General features: G+C 43.3%; 7 protein-coding genes. All 7 read right to left on the bottom strand.

Features of this window, described 5'->3' with window-relative positions; genetic code table 11:
* Positions 1–52: 52 nt before the first annotated feature.
* The 7 genes from VIM89_RS15670 to VIM89_RS15640 all read right to left on the bottom strand — a co-directional run bounded on the left by VIM89_RS15670 (position 53) and on the right by VIM89_RS15640 (position 21,412).
* On the bottom strand, positions 53–3,238 hold the full coding sequence (locus VIM89_RS15670; RefSeq protein ID WP_488157115.1) for an ABC transporter permease: 3,186 nt from the start codon (positions 3,236–3,238) through the stop codon (positions 53–55).
* A gap of 203 nt (positions 3,239–3,441) precedes the next feature.
* Positions 3,442–7,062, bottom strand: coding sequence for an ABC transporter permease (locus VIM89_RS15665; RefSeq protein ID WP_488157114.1), 3,621 nt, complete (start codon positions 7,060–7,062; stop codon positions 3,442–3,444).
* A 145-nt stretch (positions 7,063–7,207) separates the two neighbouring features.
* Positions 7,208–10,783: an ABC transporter permease gene (locus VIM89_RS15660; RefSeq protein ID WP_488157113.1), complete on the bottom strand. Its 3,576-nt coding sequence runs from the start codon at positions 10,781–10,783 to the stop codon at positions 7,208–7,210.
* A 124-nt stretch (positions 10,784–10,907) separates the two neighbouring features.
* Positions 10,908–11,153, bottom strand: a complete 246-nt coding sequence (locus tag VIM89_RS15655; RefSeq protein ID WP_488157112.1) for a hypothetical protein — start codon at positions 11,151–11,153, stop codon at positions 10,908–10,910.
* Between the two features lie 29 nt (positions 11,154–11,182).
* The gene (locus VIM89_RS15650; protein ID WP_488157111.1) at positions 11,183–14,821 is read right to left on the bottom strand and encodes an ABC transporter permease; all 3,639 of its coding nucleotides are present in this window, start codon (positions 14,819–14,821) and stop codon (positions 11,183–11,185) included.
* 16 nt (positions 14,822–14,837) lie between these two features.
* Positions 14,838–17,993 carry an ABC transporter permease gene (locus VIM89_RS15645; protein WP_488157110.1) on the bottom strand — a complete coding sequence of 1,052 codons (3,156 nt, stop codon included), beginning with the start codon at positions 17,991–17,993 and terminating at the stop codon, positions 14,838–14,840.
* Positions 17,994–18,196: 203 nt separating this feature from the next.
* Positions 18,197–21,412 carry an ABC transporter permease gene (locus VIM89_RS15640; RefSeq protein ID WP_488157109.1) on the bottom strand — a complete coding sequence of 1,072 codons (3,216 nt, stop codon included), beginning with the start codon at positions 21,410–21,412 and terminating at the stop codon, positions 18,197–18,199.
* Between the last annotated feature and the right edge of the window lie 50 nt (positions 21,413–21,462).

The following is a 21,462-nucleotide window of genomic DNA, read 5'->3' as shown; positions in this document are numbered from 1 at the left end:
TTTGCCCTGCGCACTTGTAGCAAAACCGGACGTTGGGGTGTCCGGTTTTGATTTATTCTGTTCGCAAACTCCTGGTGGGGTTGGCCAGGGCGGCCTTAATGGAATGAAAGCTAGCGGTTAATAAAGTAATCAATAATACCGCCATGCCCCCGGTGAGGAATATCCACCAGGCCAGCGCGGTCTTATACTCATAACTTTCAAGCCATTTGTGTGCCGCATAATAAGCGACAGGTATGGCGATAAGCAGCGCAACGAAAATAATTACCACAAAGTCTTTCGAGAATAATTGCCATATACTATAGGCTGAAGCACCTAGTACTTTCCTTATGCCAATCTCTTTTACGCGTTGTTCAGCGATGAAAGATGCCAGCCCAAAAACGCCAAGACAGGAAATAAAGACAGCTAAAACAGCAAATATCTCCGCAAGGGTACCAATACGTTGTTCCGCTGCAAACTTGTGTGCATATTCATCATCAACAAATGTATAGTCAAAAGGGGCCGAAGGGTTTAATTCCCTGAATACGGGCTCAATTTTACTTATAGCCTGTGCAGCGCTTAATGCCGGGTTCAACCTGATAGTGATCTCCGGACCGACTTCCGTAGCCATAAAAAACAGGCCCTGCCCAACGGGTTTATATGGAGAGTCCTTCACCATATCTTTGATCACGCCGACAACGGTAAAGGGTTTGCCGTTCCATCGGATAACCTGGCCAACAGGGTGTTTTAGCCCCGTATACTTCACGGCGGCCTCATTCAGGATGACGCCGGTTTGGTCGGTCGCGAAACTTCTTGAGAAATTACGCCCAGCCAGGAATTGCCAACGAACTGTTTTAGCATATTCAGGAGTGACAGCCATCAATGCAAATGACTGGTTGTGAGGGCTGAAATTTTTTCCTTCCCATTCAAAATGGTCATCAAAATAATTATCTCCTGTGGCCGAACTGGAAGATTCGGCAAATCCTGTTGCACCACCTGACGATAACAGTTCTTTTTGAAGGATGTCGTATTTTCCTTTAAGGTCAGGCGTAGTCATTGTGATTCTGATGAGGCCATTCCGGTCGTAACCAACCGGGCGATTTTGCGCCAGCTTGATCTGCCGGTACACTACAATAGTGCCGATGATTAAAACGATGGAGACAACAAACTGCACAGTAAGCAGCGCTTTTCGCGGTAAGGCCGTGTATTTTCCTGCTTTGATTGTGCCCTTTAATACTTTTATCGGGTTGAACGAAGAAAGATATAATGCAGGATAGCTGCCGGAGATCAGAGTAGTGATTATAATAAACAGTACTGCAGACAACCAAAACAAGGCGTTGGACCATGGGAAAGAAATATCCTTGCCAGCTATCTGGTTGAATCCATTTAAGCTAACCAGCACAATAGCTACACCTAACAGTGCAGCAAGCAGCACCATCAAAAAGACTTCGCCTAAAAATTGTATGATCAATTGGCTCCGCTGCGATCCCATTGTTTTTCGGATGCCGATCTCTTTGGCCCTTTTTCCTGAGCGGGCCGTACTCAGGTTGATGAAGTTAATACAGGCGAGCAGCAAAACAAACACACCGATGAGGCTGAAAAGACGGACTATCTGAATTTGGCCGCCGGATTGAATGCCGTTCCGCCATTCAGAACGCAAGTGCCAGTCTTTCATGGGATGCGCAAATAGCTCCATTTTATTGCCCGCAGTCTGATTGGGGTTATTCTTTATTTTGGCCCAGTAAACATCTTTGATCACCGTTGATGCTTTTTGAGCCGAAATACCCGGTTGCAGATTAGCGTACAGGAAGAAAGAGCTGTTATTCCAATCGCTTAATAAATTTTTTACGTCAGGATAGATGATGACAAGCAGGTCTAAAGGACAGAAAAATTCTGTTCCGGAAAACGAGCTGTTAACCGGAAAATCTTCAAACACACCGGTCACAGTCAGCATCTGCATATTATCCAGTTTTACAACCTTACCAACGGCATCCGTTCTGCCAAAAAGAGCCAGCGCCGCCGATTGACAAATCAGGGTACTATGCGGGTCAGCAAAACCAGCTGCCGACCCTGCGACCATTTTTAAGGTAAACATGTCGGTGAAACCCTTTTCCACGAACATGCCTTGCAAAGTATGTTTTTGCTCGCCGGCAGCCAGGATATGGCCACTTTTTTCGGTGGATAAGGCCACCTGTTTGAATACGTTATTATAATTCGTCCTCAGCTCACCCGCTAGTGGTATAGGAAAATGATTGCTTCCATCCGAAATATATAAGTCGCCTTTGGATATTTCCTTTCTGGCGATCTGGGTGATAGTGGAATAATTTATATTGTAAGTATCAAAGCTCAATTCGTCCCATACCCATAAGCCCGCTAAAAGCGCCACTGCAAACCCAATAGCCAACCCGCTGATATTGATCAATGATTGCGCTTTATCTTTGACCAGGTTCCTGAATGCAATTTTTAAATAATTCTTAAACATAACCTTACGATTTGATTTTTCATGAGACCACACCGGGATGGTTTCACTACGCAAGATTAAAGGCCTGTTTCCAAAATGATGTTCCAGGTTATAAGTTGGGAGTTCTTTTTTATATGCCGCCGGGCTTTTGCCCGTCATTTCCTTAAATATGCGATGGAAGGTAGTTCTGGAGTTGAATCCTGATTCAAAAGCAATGCCCAGAAGGGTCAGATGATCGTAGGCAGGGTCCTGCATTTTCCGGATCACATCACGGACACGGTATTCATTGATAAAATCATTAAAACTTTTTTTGAGCGCCTTGTTAATGATCCGGGATAACTCATGCGGATGCATGTCCAGTTTTTCTGCCAGTGAGGATAAATTTAGCTCAGCATCCTGGTAGAGCAAATTTGTTTCCATGGCTTTTTTTAACCATTTGCCTTTCTTTATCAATTCTGCAGGAGGTAACAGGCTTGAAACGGGCAGCACTTCATCCTGTTTCGTGTCCGGCTTTAATACATTTATAGCTATCCAGGTAATTATCACTGCTAAAAGGAAATATAATAGATAATAAGCCCGGGTATCTGATTGATAATGATAATAATAACGAAAATAATCTATTGCCTTAAGTGGTATCCACAGTAACCACAATAGCGCAAAACCTGCAAGTATGCGGTGCAATTTTATAGCTTGATCGATCCTATTGACGAACCACAACAATAAGGTAAAAACCAGCCCAATAAATATCGCTCCCAAAAAAGCAACATCATACAGGTTGATATGGAGGGTATATGGATTCAAGTAAATCAAACAACTCAATCGTTGTTCCAATTTACTAATTAATTGATAGATAAAAACTTACACAGGATTCGATATATGCATTTGTAACAAAACCGGACGTTAGGGCGTCCGGTTTTGGATTGAAGTTAATCAGTTAACCGGTGATCAGTTATCAGGAATGCTGTAGGATATTCTAATCAACTGGTTAACTGATTAACTGATAACTAGTCACTCGAACGCAGGCTCTTCACGGGATTTGCCAACGCAGCTTTGATGGCTTGAAAGCTGATAGTGAACAGCGTTATGACGATAGCTGCTATTCCCGACACAATGAATACACCCAGGCCTATGCTAATATGATATTGATAGTTCTCAAGCCAATGCTTTAAGAAATAGAGCGCAACAGGTGAAGCAATGAGACAACTAACCATCACCAACACTACAAAATCCTTTGACAATAGCATCCAGACTTGTGCGATTGATGCCCCTAATACTTTGCGGATGCCGATCTCTTTGGTGCGTTGTTCGGCAACATAAGCGGCAAGCCCAAACAAGCCGAGACAGGAAATAAATATAGCCAGACCGGCAAATATACCCGCCAGTTTGCCTATAAGCACCTCGAGATTAAATTTGTTAGCATACTCCGTATCTATAAACTTATATTGATAAGGATAAGCCGGGTTATATTTTTCAAACACCTTGCCAATCTTTTCTATAGTTGTATGTACATTGGCGTTTTTCGGCAAGCGGTAGGTGATCACGAAGCCGTAAGGATTATGACCGAAAATGGCAGGTTCCACAGGCTTATACGGCGACTCCATCAGTGCATCTTTTACAACACCGATAATCCTTACCGGTTGATTGCTTCCGTTCCACGTTATCATTTGATTTACGGGGGCTTTGAGTCCGATGCGCCTTACTGTGGCTTCGTTGACGATTACGTTCAGCGAATCGCTTTTCCAATCGCCCGAAAAATCCCGTCCTGCGGCCATGGTCATCCCCATAGTTTGGAAATATCCGTTTGACACCCATATAGCGCCAATATTAACCTCTTCGTCTCCCCCAAGTTTACCCGGCCACTTTTGCAACGAATAATGACTGTATATCTGTGTTGCGGGTGATGTTGAAGATACCACGCTCTCGACAAGCCCCGATGAAACCAATTCATTTTTTAAGGCGTCGTAATGCTGATAAAGTTCTCCGTTCATGTCGGTCATCACCAGTCTGTCAGCATTGTACCCGGTTGGACGATCCTTTACAAACTGTATTTGCTGATAAACAATTACCGTACTAATGATTAAGGCAACAGAGCAGGTAAATTGGACCACCACCAATATTTTCCGTGGTAATGTTGCGGATTTGCCTGCCTGTATACTTCCCTTCAATACCCTGACAGGATTGAACGAGGATAAATAAAAGGCAGGCCTGCTTCCTGCGGCTAAACCGGTAAGCAATATGAAAGCGATCATAATGCACCAAAAGCCTATGTTGCCGTACGGAACATGGATATCGGAACCTGTTAATATATTGAACGATGGCAGGGCCAGCTGGACAAAAAGCAAACACACCAGGAACGATAGGAATGTGATCAATACAGACTCGAGTAAAAACTGGTAAACCAGATCCATACGTCCTGAGCCTATTGCCTTGCGAACGCCAACCTCCCTTGCTCTTTTTTCGGAACGCGCGGTGGAAAGGTTCATGAAATTTATGCAGGCTATGGCAAGTACTAACACGCCGATTATGCTGAACAGGTGCACATAATCCACAAACCCGCCGGATACTTTGCCGTTTTTAAATTCATTGTATAAATGCCAGTCCTTCAACGGATGTATAAATACTTCGGGCTTTGAGGGCCGCATCTCAGGGCTTCGTTTATTAACTATATCCCGGATTTTCGGCACAATTTGACCATAGGTTACGCCCGGTTCCAGCGCCACGTAAGCATTGAATGAATTCCATGTCCACTTAGTACGGCCCAGCTTCACCCAATCCTGGGTCGCCTCGGCAAATGCAAATGGCGTAATATAATGGAATTGCAGTGTTGAGTTTTTAGGAATCTCCTTAATCACCCCTGTAACCTTCAGGCTTTGCGAATTATCGAAGCGAACCACTTTTCCCATCGGGTTATCATTGCCAAATAACGCTTTGGCAGTTGATTCAGTCAGCACGATCGAATACATATCCTTCAAAGCGGTATTGGCGTCGCCTTTTAAAAAGGGAAATTGAAACATTTTAAAGAAATCTGCCCCGGCGGCGCCCCCGCCCAGGTACAATTTTTTATCACCAACCAACAGGCCATGATTCATAAGGCCTAAGGCATCCGACTCGGCTACATACTTAATTCCCGGGATCTCTTTGCGCAAAACATCAACCAGCGGAAGGGCAATAGATGTTTGGGTAGACGTACCGTTATGCTGTGAGGTCAGGTTCATTTCCACCTGGTACAATTGCTTATAATTGGGTAAGAAACGATCATAGGAGTATTGATTGGCTACCCATAAACCAATTATGAGTGCTACGGCCATGCCGGCAGCCAACCCTACAATGTTCAGCGCGCTGTAACCTTTACTATGCAGCATATTGCGCCATGCGATCTTTAAATAATTGCGAAACATATAATTGCGGTTTAATTTCTTATCAACCCACTTATACGTGGTTTTTTGATTCGAAATTAGGGCCGCGACACCGGGTTGACGCCCCAAATTAGAAAATGGTCGCTCTTTTTTCAGATCACTTTTATATTCCACCGGACTTTTCCCGGTCATTTGCCTGAATGTCCTGTTAAATGTCGTTTTTGAATTGAAGCCCGACTCAAATGCCAACCCCAGTAGCGTAATGTGATCGTAAGCGGGGTCGTGCATTTTTGATATTAAATCCTTTACGCGGTATTCATTGATGAAGTCGCTGAAGTTTTTTTTGAGTACGACGTTAACGATCCTGGATAATTCGTGGGGCGGCATATCCAGTTTAGCAGCCAATGATCCAACACTTAGCTCCGGGTCCTGGTAGTACAGGTGAGCCTCCATTGCCTTCTTTAACCAGGTACCTTTTTCTCTCATTCCCATCGGGGCAGATGGTTTAGGTGCAACAGGCAGTTGTACCATCATTCCGGCTTGAGGTCTTAAGAAAGCTGCAGTCGCTGTCCATATAAGTATTACTGCGAAAAAAATATAAAAGGGATAATAAACATGTATGTCTAACTGATTACGATAACCAAAATAATCGACAGCGGCATAAGCTATCCATAACGTCCATAGCAAGGCGGTAGCAGCCAGTAAACGACGCAGCCACCGGAACTCAAGCCGGGAACGATCCATCATTACAGGCTGTAATCGTCTATAAAAATTTTGGATGCGCTTATATGACTGATGCAGGTAGATTATGATCGAAATAAATATGAGTAGTTGTAATACCGGGTTCAATTGCTGAAAGATTAATGTTGAGTGGGTAGCTGCACCAGTCCTTGCACTTTCTTTAATCTCCAACACCAGTGCACCCTGCTCGAGTAGCAGCGGACTGAAATGCAAGATATCCTTCCACCCAAATTTATATTCCGGCTGCGTTATTTTCAATACATAAAAATAGATCAGCGGCCCCAATGCCAGCAAAAATTGCATCGGTAGCCGGTCCCAATGCGGCAGATAGGTTTCCAGTTGGATGTCAATAGCCAATATCCGCATCATCCATAAAATCATCACTATCAATGCTACGGCAAGAAAACGGTTGGCAATACGATTGCTGCTTTTGACAAATGATAGCAGTAAGGAAAAATTGATCCCGATAAAAATCATTCCAACGAATGCAATATCATAAAAGGTGAAATGGAATATATAGGGTATCATGTCAATCGATTAGCTCAATCGCTGTTCCAATTTACTAATATATTGACAGACAAAAAATTGTATTATAGTTGCCTACGTATTTGTAACAAAACCGGACGTTAATGCGTCCGGTTTTGAATTGCTCTTTTAGTTAACAAGTCATCGATCACTCTGAACGAAGACTCTTCACAGGATTGGTCAAAGCAGCCTTAACCGCCTGGAAGCTAATGGTAATAAAGGCAATGAGAATAGCCATTCCACCAGCCACCGCAAACACCGACCAACTGATGCTGATCTTATAGGCAAAATCCTGCAGCCATTTATACATAAAATACCAGGCAAGCGGTGCAGCAATAACAATGGCGATAAATACCAGCTTGATGAAGTCTTTCGCCAGCAACCGTACAATACCGCTCACACTTGCCCCCAATGCTTTGCGTATACCGATCTCGCGGGTACGCACTTGTGCTGTGTAGGCGGCCAAACCCAGCAGGCCAAGACATGAAATAAAAATAGCTATAGCTGCAAAGTCAGTAAACAGAGTTCCTTCGCGCTGTTCGCTTTGGTACAGGCTATCAAATATATCATCCAAAAAGGCATAACCAAAGGGATATTGGCCATTATATTGTTTAAACTGTTTTTCGGCAGCCGCAATAACTTTGGGGGCATCTGTAGCTGTGATCTTTATATAGATCTTATTTAGCTCCTTCGGCGCATACCAGAAGATTGATGGCGCTATCTTCTCTTTCATGGAAGTGTAATGGAAATCCTTAACCACGCCAATTATAGTACCGGTTGTACCACCCATCCGGAACCGTTTTCCTACCGGGTCTTTAATACCCATCTCTTTAATCGCGGCCTCGTTCAAAATGTAGTGTGCTGTATCCGCCCGTTCACCTGTAAATGATGCGCCTGCTACCAGTTTCATTTTGAAGAACGATATCAGGTCTTTGTCTATCACAATAGGGTGCATGATAATATTTTGCTTCGGGTTCCTGCCGTCCCAATCCACATCCCCTACAAATCCCTGGAAATGAATGATATTCTGGTTGGAGCGCGTTACACCTAAAACTCCGGGTTGTTTCATTAATTCGGCTTTGGCGGCGTCGTAGTGTTGACCCATATCGCGCATCCAGAACATCATAACATGCGTTTTGTCGTACCCGACACCTGTGGTACGGATAAAATTCAGTTGCCCGGTAATAACAATAGTGCCGATAATGAGTATGATAGAAAATGTAAATTGAGCGACCACCAGTATTTTACGGAACAGTACATCGCCCATAGTTGCTGATATTTTTCCCTTTAAAGCTTTTAAAGGTTCGAAGGATGACAGCAGCAGGGCAGGATAAATGCTTGATGCCGCCAATGTGCCGGTAATGGCAGCTAAAAGCAGCAGCCAAACGTGATAATCGCTGAGGTTAAAGACCATATCCTTGCCGGATACCTTATTAAATACCGGCATCAGCAGGTAGATCACCGCTATGGCAAGAAGAGCAGCGATCATAAACAATAAAGCTGTCTCAATAATAAACTGCATGAACAATTGCATCTTCGCCGCGCCGATGATCTTGCGCATGCTGATCTCCTTCGCCCTTAACATGGACCGGGCGGTAGACAAATTCACGTAATTGATACAGGCGATCGCCAATATCAACAAGGCGATCACGATAAATATGCGCACGGTGGTGATACCGTTATCGCTCATATCCGCATTGTATAAATGCATTTTGGTGAGCGGCAACAGCAGGTAATCTGCATCTGTATCGCCGGAACTATGTTTTAGGTGCACACCGGTTATCTGTTTAGCAAGCTTTTTCAGATCGCTTCCGGGTTTGATCTGCAGAAAGGTGAGATAATTCAGGTGACTGTAATTAGTGCTCAAGTCATTCTTCAACGCCAATTGTTCCTTAAAATGAAAACTGATCGGCATGATCATGTCATATTTTATATCGGAGTTCTTCGGTAAATCATGAATAACGCCGCTTACAGTAAGGCTGGCTTTATTATCGCCTGTGATCACCTTACCTATCGGATCATCCTGGCCAAAAAATTTCTCAGCGGTCCTTTGGGTGATCACTACTGAATTGTCATCTGTAAAAGGCTTTGCATTATTGCCTTTTATCAAATCAAGATCAAACAACGAAAATAGTGATGGGTCGGCATAGATCGCCATTTCATCCCCAAATACCTTATCCTTGTACTTATACAATGAGTAATCATAATTACCGGTAATACGCACATAGTCCTGTATGTCCGGCAATTGCTGTTTAGAGTCTGGCCCTATTGGCGCCACGCCTACGGTAAATATCTGCCTGTTGTTGCCTGTGCCACCCCAAAGTTCCAGCCGGTAAATGTCCTTTGCTTTTTTGTAAGAAGCATCGAAACTTAACTCATCCTGCACCCATAGCAATACGAGAATACCTACAGCCAGGCCAAGGGTAAGACCAGCAATATTAATGGCTGAATAGAATTTATTCTTCAGCAAATTTCTCCAGGCGGTTTTATAATAATTCTTAAACATAATGTTGCGCGTTAATTTGTCATCACTCCACTTTGGAATAGTTTCATGAGTCAAAATTGCCGGTGCAAAACGCCCCACGCGCCCCGAATTATAAAATGGTGCTTCTTTTTTCAGTACATTTTTATAATCTATCGGATTTTGCCCGGTTACCTGTTTAAAGGCCCGGTTAAAAGTTGTTTTGGAATTGAAGCCGCATTCAAATGCGATACCCAGAAGGGTAATATGGTTATAAGCCGGGTCCTGCATTTTCGCCAGAATGTCCCGCACCCGGTATTCATTTATGAAATCACTAAAGCTTTTTTTGAGTATCGTATTGATGATCCGGGATAATTCATGCGGGCTCAGATCGAGCTTTTCAGCCAGTGAGCTTAGGGTTAATTCGGGATCCTGGTAATAGCGGTTTTCTTTTACGACTTTCTTCAGCCAAATACCTTTTTGTTTCAGACCAGGCGGTAGTAATGGTTTTAAAACAGGTGTGGTATCTGCTGTTGTGTTGAAATCGAATCTCGAATGAGCCGTGGCTGCCATCCAGATGAGCGTCGACATTAAAAGGAAATACAATGGGTAGTAAACCTGTATGCCTAAATGGTAATAATAACCCGTGGCGGTAAAAGGGATCCACAATAACCATAAAAAACCGAAACACATCAGTAACCGATGCAGCCACCGAAGCTCGTGCCGGTAGCGATCACCTCCGGTAAATTTTTGTTGTTTATAAAAGCCTTTGATCAGCGTATGGCATTTGTATAGGTAGATACTGACCGAACCGAATACTAATACTAGTAATACAGGATTCAATCGCTGGAATATTAACGTATTGTAAGTAGCTTCACCTGTCTTTGTACTTTCTGCAGTTTCCAAAATGTAAGTCCCAAGTTCCAATAATAAAGGACTGAAATGCAGCATATCCTTACGTCGGAATTTATATTCCGGCCGGGTTATTTTGAGTACATAAAAATAAATGAGCGGACCAAGTGCCAGTGAATATTGCAGCGACAGGCGATTCCAAAAGGGGACATAAGCTCCAAGGCCAATATCAATAGCCAATAACCGAGCTACCCACAAGGTAGCAACAGCCAGTGCAATTGCTAAAAAGCGGTTTGCTGATCGGTCTGCTTTTTTCGTGAACCATAATAGCTGCACAAAAGTCAGTCCTACAAATATCGACGCCAGGAAAGCCAGGTCGTATAGGTTGATATGGAGAGTGTACGGATTCAAGTAAATTGAAGAGTGCAATTGCTATTCCAATTTAATAACTTCTTGATAGATAAAAAAATAGAAAATATCTGACATATGTATTTGTAATAAAAGCGGACGGTGGAGCGTCCGCTTTTAGCTTACTTTATCTCTGAAATTTCGAGGCTTCCGTTGCTTTGATCTTTTCTTTTATCTTTTCGAACAATATGGTGTTGTGACAGGTGGTTTCTTCCTCGGTATCCTCTTGCCACCAGTCGACTATGATTTTAATCTGCCGGCTAATACTTGGGCGCTTTTTTAATAGCTTATCCAATTTCTCCAGATCTTCAGCGTTGGCTTCACCGCCCACGCGCTTAGCTACCAGCGCCCATATACAGTCTTCGGTATTCATAATTTGCTGGGTTTGCCGGTTTGGTTTGACTACTCCGAGCGAAGGCTTTTTACCGGATTAGCTAACGCAGCTTTAATAGCTTTATATCCTACAGTAAACCAACCGAGCGACAACGACGCGATCATCGCGATCAGGAATATATCCACACCAATGGTTATCCGGTAAGCGAAGCTTTGCAGCCAACCTTTCATCATATACCATCCTACAGGCGCAGCTATAAGGAAGGCAATTATGATGAGTGATAAAAATTCTTTCGAGAACAAGAACATAATATTGGTCATTGATGCACCCAATACTTTGCGTATACCCATCTCCTTAGTGCGCTGCACGACCATAAAAGATACAAGACCATACAGTCCCAGGCAGGATATGAAAATTGCGATGAGCGCGAATGATTTGTAAACCAACTCCAGCTGATTTTCCTGTTTATAAAATTTCGCAATGCTATCGTCCAGGAAAAAGCCGGCGTATGCATATTCCGGATAGTGATTTTCCCAAAGCTTTTGTATCCTGGCCGCTGTTGGCGCCAGCTTCGCGGTTTCGATTTTTACACCAATTTCTGATTCGGATTGCTTTTGGGGGTAAATGACAACAGGTTTAACCTCTTCGCGCATCGAATTTGTTTTAAAATCTTCAACCACACCAACAATAGGCGCCCACTTGCTATTATCAAAACTAAAACTCTTACCCAGAGCGTCTTCGGGGCGTTTGATGCCCAGTTTATGCATCAGTGTTTCATTGATAACTACCTCGCGGACGGTATCGCTCTGCTGATATCCTCTGCCGGCAACAAACCGTAAACCAAATGTTTTAAAATAATCAGCATCGCCCTCTTTTGTGAATACACTAAATCCAGGCACTTTGCCCAAATGATTAAAGTAGAAATCGGTTGAATTGTTATTATCCGATGAAGGCGCATCGGATATAAAGCTGGCTGTTTGTACTCCAGGCAGAGTTACCACCTCTTGCTTGAAGCTATTAAGGCGTGAAAGACCTATGCTGTCAGTTGTACATGGAATTATCAGAACAGCATTCTTATCAAAGCCGAGGTCGGCATTGTTGACAAAATCCATTTGCTTTATGGCAATCACTGTGCCGATAATAAGCAACTGAGATATAGAAAACTGGGTAATTACCAGTATTCTGCGGAGGGATATCCCGCCAACAGATGCTGCATTTATTTTATTTTTTAATGCTAAAACGGGTTTGAAGCCAGAAACGATCAATGCAGGATAAATCCCTGAGAGGATAATAACAATAAACACTACGACTGCGAGATTAAACAATGTGCTGCCATTGAAAAGACCTATCGAATCAGGTACATTATCGATATTTTTCAAAAATGGGAGAGCAAACTCCGCCAGCAACGCACCCAGAGCGGCTGAAATAAGTACGATGATTGTGGTTTCGCCCATTACCTGGACAACTAATTGCCCGCGGCTGCTACCAAGTACCTTACGTATTCCTACTTCTTTGGACCGGCCGACAGACTGAGCCGTTGACAGGTTAATAAAATTAATCGAAGCCATTACAACAATAAGTATGGCAATAAATGAAAGTGTACGCAGGGTAGCCATGCTGGTTACATGATCGCCTAGTCCATCGCGAAAACGGGTATCGAAATGCAAATCAGAAAGCGGTTGTGCGAAGGCATATTTTTGCCGGTCGGTACGTTTTTTATTGTTCCATTGCTGGTCAGAAAAATCGCGTAATTGACGGTCGATATTACTTTTCAAAACATTTTCAGGGAAACGAATAAAAACCTGCCAACCGCTGCTGGTGTTGTCCCAATTGTTAAAATAGCCGTAATCCTTAGCATGCTGTTTCCAGGTAATATAAGAGATCAGCACGTTTAAACGGAAGTCGGAATTTACAGGAGGGTCCCGCAGTACCCCCGCAACTTTCAGGGTGAGCAGATTGTCGACATGAAGTGTTTTTCCAATCGCCGAATGCCAGTCGCCAAAATATTTGGCAGCATGGCTTTCATCAATCACCACCATATTTGGCTCTTTTAAAGCTGATGGATTACCGGCCAGCCATCGCGACGATAAAATGTCAAAAAGTTGCGGTTCGGCAAACATGATCCCACTGGTCTCAATGAATTTTTTAGAAGCGGCTGAGTTGTTGCCTTCTGTCGGAACGGTTACCTCGCTGCCATAAATTAAATTAATGCCTGCAACTTTAGCCTGCGGAAAACGCAGCCGGAACGCGTCGACCGCAGGCGCCGAGATGCCGGCGGTATACCTGGTGTTACCCTGACTATTGATCTGGGTGACAACACGATAAATATTTTTTGCCTGAAAGTCATCGAAACTAAGTTCAAATCTTACCACCAAAAAAATGAGCAGGCAAGCTGCGATACCTACAGTTAATCCGGCAATGTTTATAGCCGAATAAGCTTTGTGACGAACAATATTGCGCCACGCGATCTTCAAATAATTGCGAAACATATAATTGCGATTTAATTTCTTATCAGACCACTTTGGAGTGGTTTCATGGTACGAAATTAGTCTCGCAAAACCTTGTTGATTATCCAAGTTATAATATGGATAATCTTTTTTCAGGTCATTTTTAAATTCCAGCGGACTTTTCCCGGTCATCCGCTTTAATATGCGTGTGAAAGTAGTTTGAGAGTTGAATCCAGATTCATAAGCAATGCCCAGCAACGTGATGTGATCATAAGCCGGGTCCTGCATTTTAGCTGCTACTTCCTTGACGCGGTATTCATTAATAAAATCATTGAAGCTTTTTTTGAATACAGTATTTATTATCCGAGATAATTCATGGTTACTCAGATCGAGCTTTTCAGCAAGTGAACCGAGACTTAATTCCGGGTCCTGGTAATAGCGTTGCTCTTTAACCACATTCTTCAGCCAAATACCTTTTTGTTTTAGTTCAGCCGGTAGTAATGGTTTTAGAATCGGTGCAGCTTCTGCATTCATGACGAAATCAGGCCTTAAATGAGCTGTGGCCGCCATCCAGATGATCATCGACATTAAAAGGAAATACAACGGATAATAAACCTGTGCACCTAAATGGTAATAATAGCCCGCGGCGGTAAAGGGTATCCACAACAACCATAACAACCCGAAACCTATTAATAAGCGATGCAGCCACCGAAGTTCGTGCCTGTAGCGATCTCCTCCAGTAAATTTTTGTTGTCGATAAAATTTTTTGATTAATGCATGGCATTTGTATAGATAGATACTAACTGAAATAAATGCTAATACTAGTAATACAGGATTCAATCGCTGAAACATTAGCGTATTGTAAGTAGCTGTACCTGTCTTTGCGCTTTCTACGGTTTCCGGGATGTAAGCCCCCAGCTTCAATAATAAAGGACTAAAATGCAACAAATCCTTGCGCAGGAATTTATATTCCGGTCGGGTTATTTTGAGTACATAAAAGTAAATGAGCGGACCAAGTGCAAGTGAATATTGTAGCGGCAGGCGGCTCCAAAAGGGGGCGTAGGCTCCCAGTCCAATGTCAATCGCCAATAGCCGGGCTATCCACAATGCAGCAACAGCCAATGCCATGGCTAAAAAGCGGTTTGCTGAACGGTTTGCTTTCTTCGTGAACCATAACAGCAGCGCAAAGTTCAACCCGATAAACAGCATCCCGAAGAACGCGGCGTCATAAAGGGTGATATGGAATATGTAGGGTTTCAATTAAATTACTAAGATATTACTCACTTCGTAAACTCTTGACCGGATTTGTTAATGCGGCTTTTATTGTTTGGTAACTTATTGTGATCAGCGCAATGATCAGCGCCGCTGCACCTGATACCGCGAAAATCCACCACGATAAATTGATCTTATAAGCAAAATCCTGCAGCCATTTGTTCATGGCCCACCAGGCTATCGGGAAGGCAATAACGCTGGCAATTATCACCATCTTCACGAAATCGACAGAAAGCAGGCTAACAATATGCAGCACACTTGCACCCAGAACTTTGCGAATGCCAATCTCTTTCACTTTCTGTTCAGCGGCAAATGCAGCAAGCCCCATAAGCCCAAGCGCTGATACCAATATGGCTATGCCGGCGAACAGGCCGATCAACACTGATGATTGCTGTTCCGACTGGTAGAGCTTGTTGTAATCATCGTCTACAAAGTGGTATTCGAACGGCTCATCAGGCGCAAATTTTTGCATTGCTCTACGTGCAGCCGCGACGGCGGCACGGCTATGACCCGAAGTTGTTTTGATATATGCATAAAAATAGTTTTCGTCATTAGTGATAACCACCGGTCCGATCTGATCATGGAGGCTGGCATAATGAAAATCTTTGACCACGCCAATAACGATACCAGTGTCTCTAAAATGAACAAAGCGCTGCCCGATGTAAGGTTTGTGAAGACCGGTTACACGCAAAGCTGTTTCATTGAGCACAACGTTATGCTTGTCACTCGCTGCACCAGTAAACCACCGTCCGTCTACCATTTTCAATTTCATTACCCGCTGAAAATCTTCGTCAGCAGAAAATGGTGTAAAAGTCGGGTTAAAGTCTTTCGGGCGCCCGTCCCAATCGATGGTATGCGTGGCCTTATTGCCATCGTCCACAAGGTATTTGCCTAACGAAATATCGGCAACGGCGCTGTATTCCTTCAACTCCTGCTTCAACACAGCAGCTATCAACGGCGCGTTATGAGGAATATCGACAGTGAATACCTGCGAACGGTCATAGCCGACATCGGTATTTTCGATATACCTTAATTGCCTGTAAATAACCAATGCACCGACAATCAGCACTACCGAGATAGTAAATTGTACTACTACCAAAGCTTTCCTTAAACCACTATCCTTAAAGTTGAGCATCGTTTTACCCCTGAAAACCCGTAGCGGCTGGAAGGATGACAAGAGCAATGCCGGGTATAATCCATTTAAAACAAAGGATACAATAAGCGTGATACCTACAATTTGCCATGCCAGTGGCGAGAATACCGGCTCACTAAAATTTTTACCGGTAAATTCTTTGAACCAGGGCATGCAAAGCTGAACCAATGCGAATGACAGGGCGACAGCAATCAGGCTCATCATAAAAGATTCGGACATAAATTGCCAGAATAATTGTAAACGACCTGCGCCAACTATCTTTCGTATGCTCACCTCTTTAGAGCGTACACTGGCACGGGCGGTGGTAAGGTTCACATAGTTGATACATGCCGTGAGCAAAAGCAACACGGATAATGCGATGAATACATTCGTTATCGTTCTGCTGCCATGCTTAAATGAATAGCTAAGCAGGCCCTCTTCAAAATGCATATTCCTGATGTTAATCAGGTCGTATGAGGATCTATCTTTTGTTGTCTTATCCTTGCGGTTGCGATGTTCAATTGCGGTAAGTTGTGCAGCTACTTTTTTAATATCTGCGCCTGGTTTGAGTTTTAAGAATGTAAGGAAATTGGAATTGCCCCAGTTCATTGCGTCCTTTAGCTCAGCAGTGTCGGCCAGGTGCGCCGCAACAGGAATAAATACTTCGTAATCAAAACTTGTATTAGCCGGGTTATCCTTAACAACACCTTCCACCTGGTAAGTAGTTTTATCTATTCTCACCATCTTACCAACGGCTTCCTCATTCCCGAAAAACTTCTTCACAGCTGATTGAGTTAATATCAGGCTATACAGATTTTTATTAAAAGCCGCCGCCGAGCCATCCACAAAATCATAATGGAACATCTTGAACCAATGATCATCAACGCGTGTAACTTTCTTTTCCTGGACTATTTTCTGACCAATGTGAAAGTTTGTATTCGCATAATCTTTGGGTCGGGATTGTGACACATCCAATATCTCCGGAATTTCTTTAGCTGCGGCATCAGCCAGAACATATTGCGACGAGTTCAACCGCCAGGTTTCCGTAGGCGACATGGGCCATATCGATGTGACCCGGTAAATATTTTCAGCATCGGGCTGATCACTGTCATAACTCAGCTCGTTCTGCACCCAGATCGCGATCAGGATAGCAGCGGCCATACCAATACCCAGACCTGCAATATTAATAAAGGTCATCCGTTTGTGCAGCCACAGATTGCGCCAGGCTATTTTAAAATAATTGCGAAACATATAATTACGGTTTAATTGTTCATGAGACCATTTAGGAACTTCAGGAACTAAAATTATCTGTCTCGCCCGGGAATGGGGTTGCAAATGATAAGTTGCAACCTCTTTTTCCAGCTTGCGCTTATACTCTGTGGGATTTTTCCCGGTGAATTGTTTGAAAGCACGGATTAATGTAGCCTTGGAGTTGAACCCGGCATCGTACGCCATGCCCAGCAGGGTTATCCGGGCATAGGCAGGGTCCTGCATTTTTGATACTACATCCCGCACACGGTATTCATTGACAAAATCATTAAAGCTTTTTCCGAGCGCCTTGTTAATGATCCGGGATAACTCATGCGGATGCATGTCCAGTTTTTCCGCCAGTGAGGATAAACTTAACTCTGGGTCCTGGTAAAGCAAGTCGGCTTGCATGGCTTTTTTCAACCATTTGCCTTTCTTTATCAATTCTATTGGGAGCGGGTCTGAAAAGGAGACTAATTCATCCTGCTTTGTATCCGGCTTGAATACGTTTATAGCTATCCATGTAATTATCACTGCTAAAAAGAAATATAATAGGCAGTACGCCTGGATACTTAATTGCGGATGATAAAAATAGTCTATGATTATAACGGGTATCCATATTAACCACAACAGCCCAAAACCTGCCAGTATGCGATGTAGCTTTGCAGATTGATCTATCCTTTTGGTGAACCAGAATAACAGGGCAAAAGTCAGCCCGATAAATACGGCTCCCAGGAAAGCCAGGTCGTACAGGTTGATATGGAAGGTGTATGGATTCAAGTAAATTAAACAGCTCAATCGCCGTTCCAAATTACTAACATATTGACAGATAAAAAATTACATTGAATTTAGGATGTTCATTTGTAACAAAACCGGACGCCTAAATGTCCGGTTTTGATTTGCTCCTTTAGTTAACCGGTTAATCAGTTATCAGAGATTAGTAATTAAAAATGTACCTGATTAACCGATCACTGGTTAACTGATCACTCCGACCGAAGGCTCTTCACCGGGTTCGCCAATGCGGCTTTGATGCTTTGGTAGCTTACGGTGAATAAAGTGACAACCAAAGCGCCCATGCCGGTGGCTGCAAATATCCACCAGGATATTGGTGTACGGTATTGATAGCCCTGAAGCCATTTCGCCATAAAATACCAGGCTATTGGTGCTGCAATTACGAGCGAGATAATTACCAGTGTCACAAAATCTTTTGATAATAATCGCCATAGGCCAAAGACGGAAGCGCCTAATACTTTGCGCACGCCAATTTCTTTTGTGCGTTGCTCAGCCATAAACATCGCCATTCCGAACAGTCCGAGGCAACTGATAAAAATTGCGAGGCAGGAGAAGAATTTTGTCAGTTTGCCGATGTGCTCTTCGGCTGCAAATTTTTTAGCATAATCCTCATCTGCAAAGGTGTATGTAAATGGAACAGCAGGGACGATCTTTTTGAAAACGGAAGCTATTTTGGGCAAAGCGCTGCTAACACTTACCTGCGGGTTGATCCTGATAAATATCCAATTGGGATTTTCCCCCAGCCGGAAAACAACCGGCCTTATTTCATTATATGGCGATTCCATCACCATATCTTTTATTACGCCGATGATCCTGTAGTCTTTATCGACATTATTCCATTTACTTTTCCAGTGGATGGTTTCGCCTACCGGGTTTTGGAGTCCCATGTATTTTGCGGCAGCCTCGTTGATGACGAACCCGGATGAGTCAGCAGCAGACCCTTTAAAAAAATCACGGCCGTCCTTAAATTGCCAGCCAATAGTTTTCCCATATTCTGCCGTCACGGTTAGCGTCCCGAATTTTTCTTCTACACCCAGTTGCTTGCCCTTCCAGGTAAAACCAGCGTTATTGGAGGATATACCCGTAAGCGGGCTTTCTGATTCAGCCACTTCGGTTACCGCGCCTGTATTTTTTAATTCGTTGCGGAGGACATCCTGCTTTCCCATGTAGTCTATTGATTGCATCGGTACGATGATCAACCCATCTCGTGAGTATCCAACGGGGCGGTCTTTGGCAAACATCAACTGGTTATATACAATAATGGTGCAAATGATCAATACAATAGAGACCGTGAACTGTACCACTACCAATACTTTACGTGGAAGGGAAGCCATGCGGCCTGCACGAAATACTCCTTTTAAAACTTTAACAGGCTGAAAAGAAGACAAATACAGCGCCGGGTAAAGTCCGGCAAGAATACCTGTGAATAAGATAAAACTAAGGCAGGCAAGCCAAAACCATATATTGATAAAAGGTATGGTGATCTGCTTTGCTGACAGATCGTTCAGCATCGGCAAAGCAAGTATGACAAGCAGCAATGCTATTATAAATGCCACAAACGACACGAGTAATGACTCACTAAAAAACTGGCTGATGAGTTGAAACCTGGCGGAGCCAATAGCTTTACGTATGCCTACCTCAGCTGCTCTTTTTTCGGAGCGCGCGGTACTCAGGTTCATGAAATTGATGCAGGCCAACAGCAATACAAAGCACCCAATAATGCCAACTATCCACACAAACTGGACAGGGCCTTTATCAATAATACCATCCTTAAAGGTTGAATACAGATGCCAATTCTTCATTGGATTCAGCAATATTTCCGGATTTGTAGCTGCCTCCTGCTTCATATTATCCATATGCCTGATCACTTTAAGCTCAGCATCTTTAATATTAGCCGACAATTTATCCAAATTGGCGCCGGGCCGGATTTCAGCATACATCAAAAAACGATGATCGTCCCAACCCATAGTGGGTAGGCGCGTATCAGCTGCGGCATACAGGCTCCAGGGCATAAAAAACTGCATATCATGAAATTGAGTATTTTCTGGCAGGTCTTCATATATTCCCGTCACCTTTATATCGGTGGTGGTATTTGCTACATCGTAGGTGCCACTCACTTTCATCGTTTTATCTAAAGGATCGGCGTCACCGAAAAGCCTTTTTGCTGCGGATGCCGAAAGCAGAATGGAATGCGGATCATTAAGTCCGGCCCACGAACCGCGGAGCATTTTCAATGTCAGCATTTCAGGTGCGGAAGCTTCGATATATTGCCCCGTTTGCGTTATTTTATTTTCACCCTGCGACAAATAGAAATTACCGGGCTCGGTAGCTATTACTATATGCTTAAAATCACTCTGGTAATTTGTTTTTAGTTCGTCAAGCAGGCGGTAAGGCATATGGTCCGTGACGTTGATATTGCCATATACCTTTTCCTTTTGCATCAGCTGCACAATGTGATCATAGTTCTGATGGTATTTATTGAACGATAATTCGTCCCAGATCCATAATCCGATCAGGATAGCTACGGCCATACCCACGGCAAGACCGCCAATATTGATGAAGGAAGAAGCCTTGTTCCTGATCAGGTTCCTCCAGGCAATTGTTAAATAATTTTTAAGCATAACGTTGCGATTTGATTTCCCAGAAGACCACCTGGGAGTGGTTTCCTGATTCGAAATTATTGCCGCAAAAGGGAGATTACGCCTCAAGTTATAGGATGAGACCTCTTTTTTCAGATAGGCTTTATATTCAATCGGGCTTTTGCCGGTCATTTGTTTGAATATGCGGTTAAACGTGGCTTTGGAATTGAATCCTGATTCATAAGCAATACCCAGCAGCGTGATGTGATCATAGGCCGCGTCCTGCATTTTAGCCGCCACATCTCTGACGCGGTATTCATTAATAAAATCGTTGAAGCTTTTTTTGAAGACGGTGTTGATAATACGTGATAGCTCATGGGTAGTCAGATCAAGCTTTTCAGCAAACGATCCCAAACTTAATTCCGGGTCCTGGTAGTAACGATTTTCTTTTATGGTTTTCTTTAGCCAAATACCTTTTTGCCTTAGTTCGGCTGGGGGCGATGGTTTTGAAATAGAAGACAATTCATCCTTTTTCGCCCCCGGTTTTAACACTTCGATAGCAATCCATGTAATAACTACTGCAAAAAAGAAATATAAAGGATAGTAAGCATGGAAATCTAACTGATAACGATAGTAAAAATATTCTGCGGCTTTAAGTGGTATCCATAGTAACCACAATAGGCTAAAGGCCGCCATTATCTTATGCAGTTTTGCGGTGTCGGTAATTTTTTTGATAAACCATAATAGAAGGGTAAAAGTTAGCCCGACAAATACCGCTCCCAGGAAAGCAAGGTCATACAGGTTAATATGGAAGATATATGGACTCAAGTAAAATAAGTGGATCAATCACCGTTCCAAATTACTAACATATTGATATA

Origin of the sequence: Mucilaginibacter sp. (assembly GCF_036568825.1) — a bacterium.
In the GTDB taxonomy this organism is placed as follows: domain Bacteria; phylum Bacteroidota; class Bacteroidia; order Sphingobacteriales; family Sphingobacteriaceae; genus Mucilaginibacter.
Note: the sequence above shows the minus strand (reverse complement) of the source record. Positions and strands in the feature narration are given on the sequence as shown.

What these genes read in the sequence shown, in the direction of transcription:
- VIM89_RS15665 (WP_488157114.1), bottom strand. Translation starts at nt 7,062, where the DNA reads ATGATACCCTATATATTCCATTTCACCTTTTATGATATTGCATTCGTT.
- VIM89_RS15655 (WP_488157112.1), bottom strand. Translation starts at nt 11,153, where the DNA reads ATGAATACCGAAGACTGTATATGGGCGCTGGTAGCTAAGCGCGTGGGC.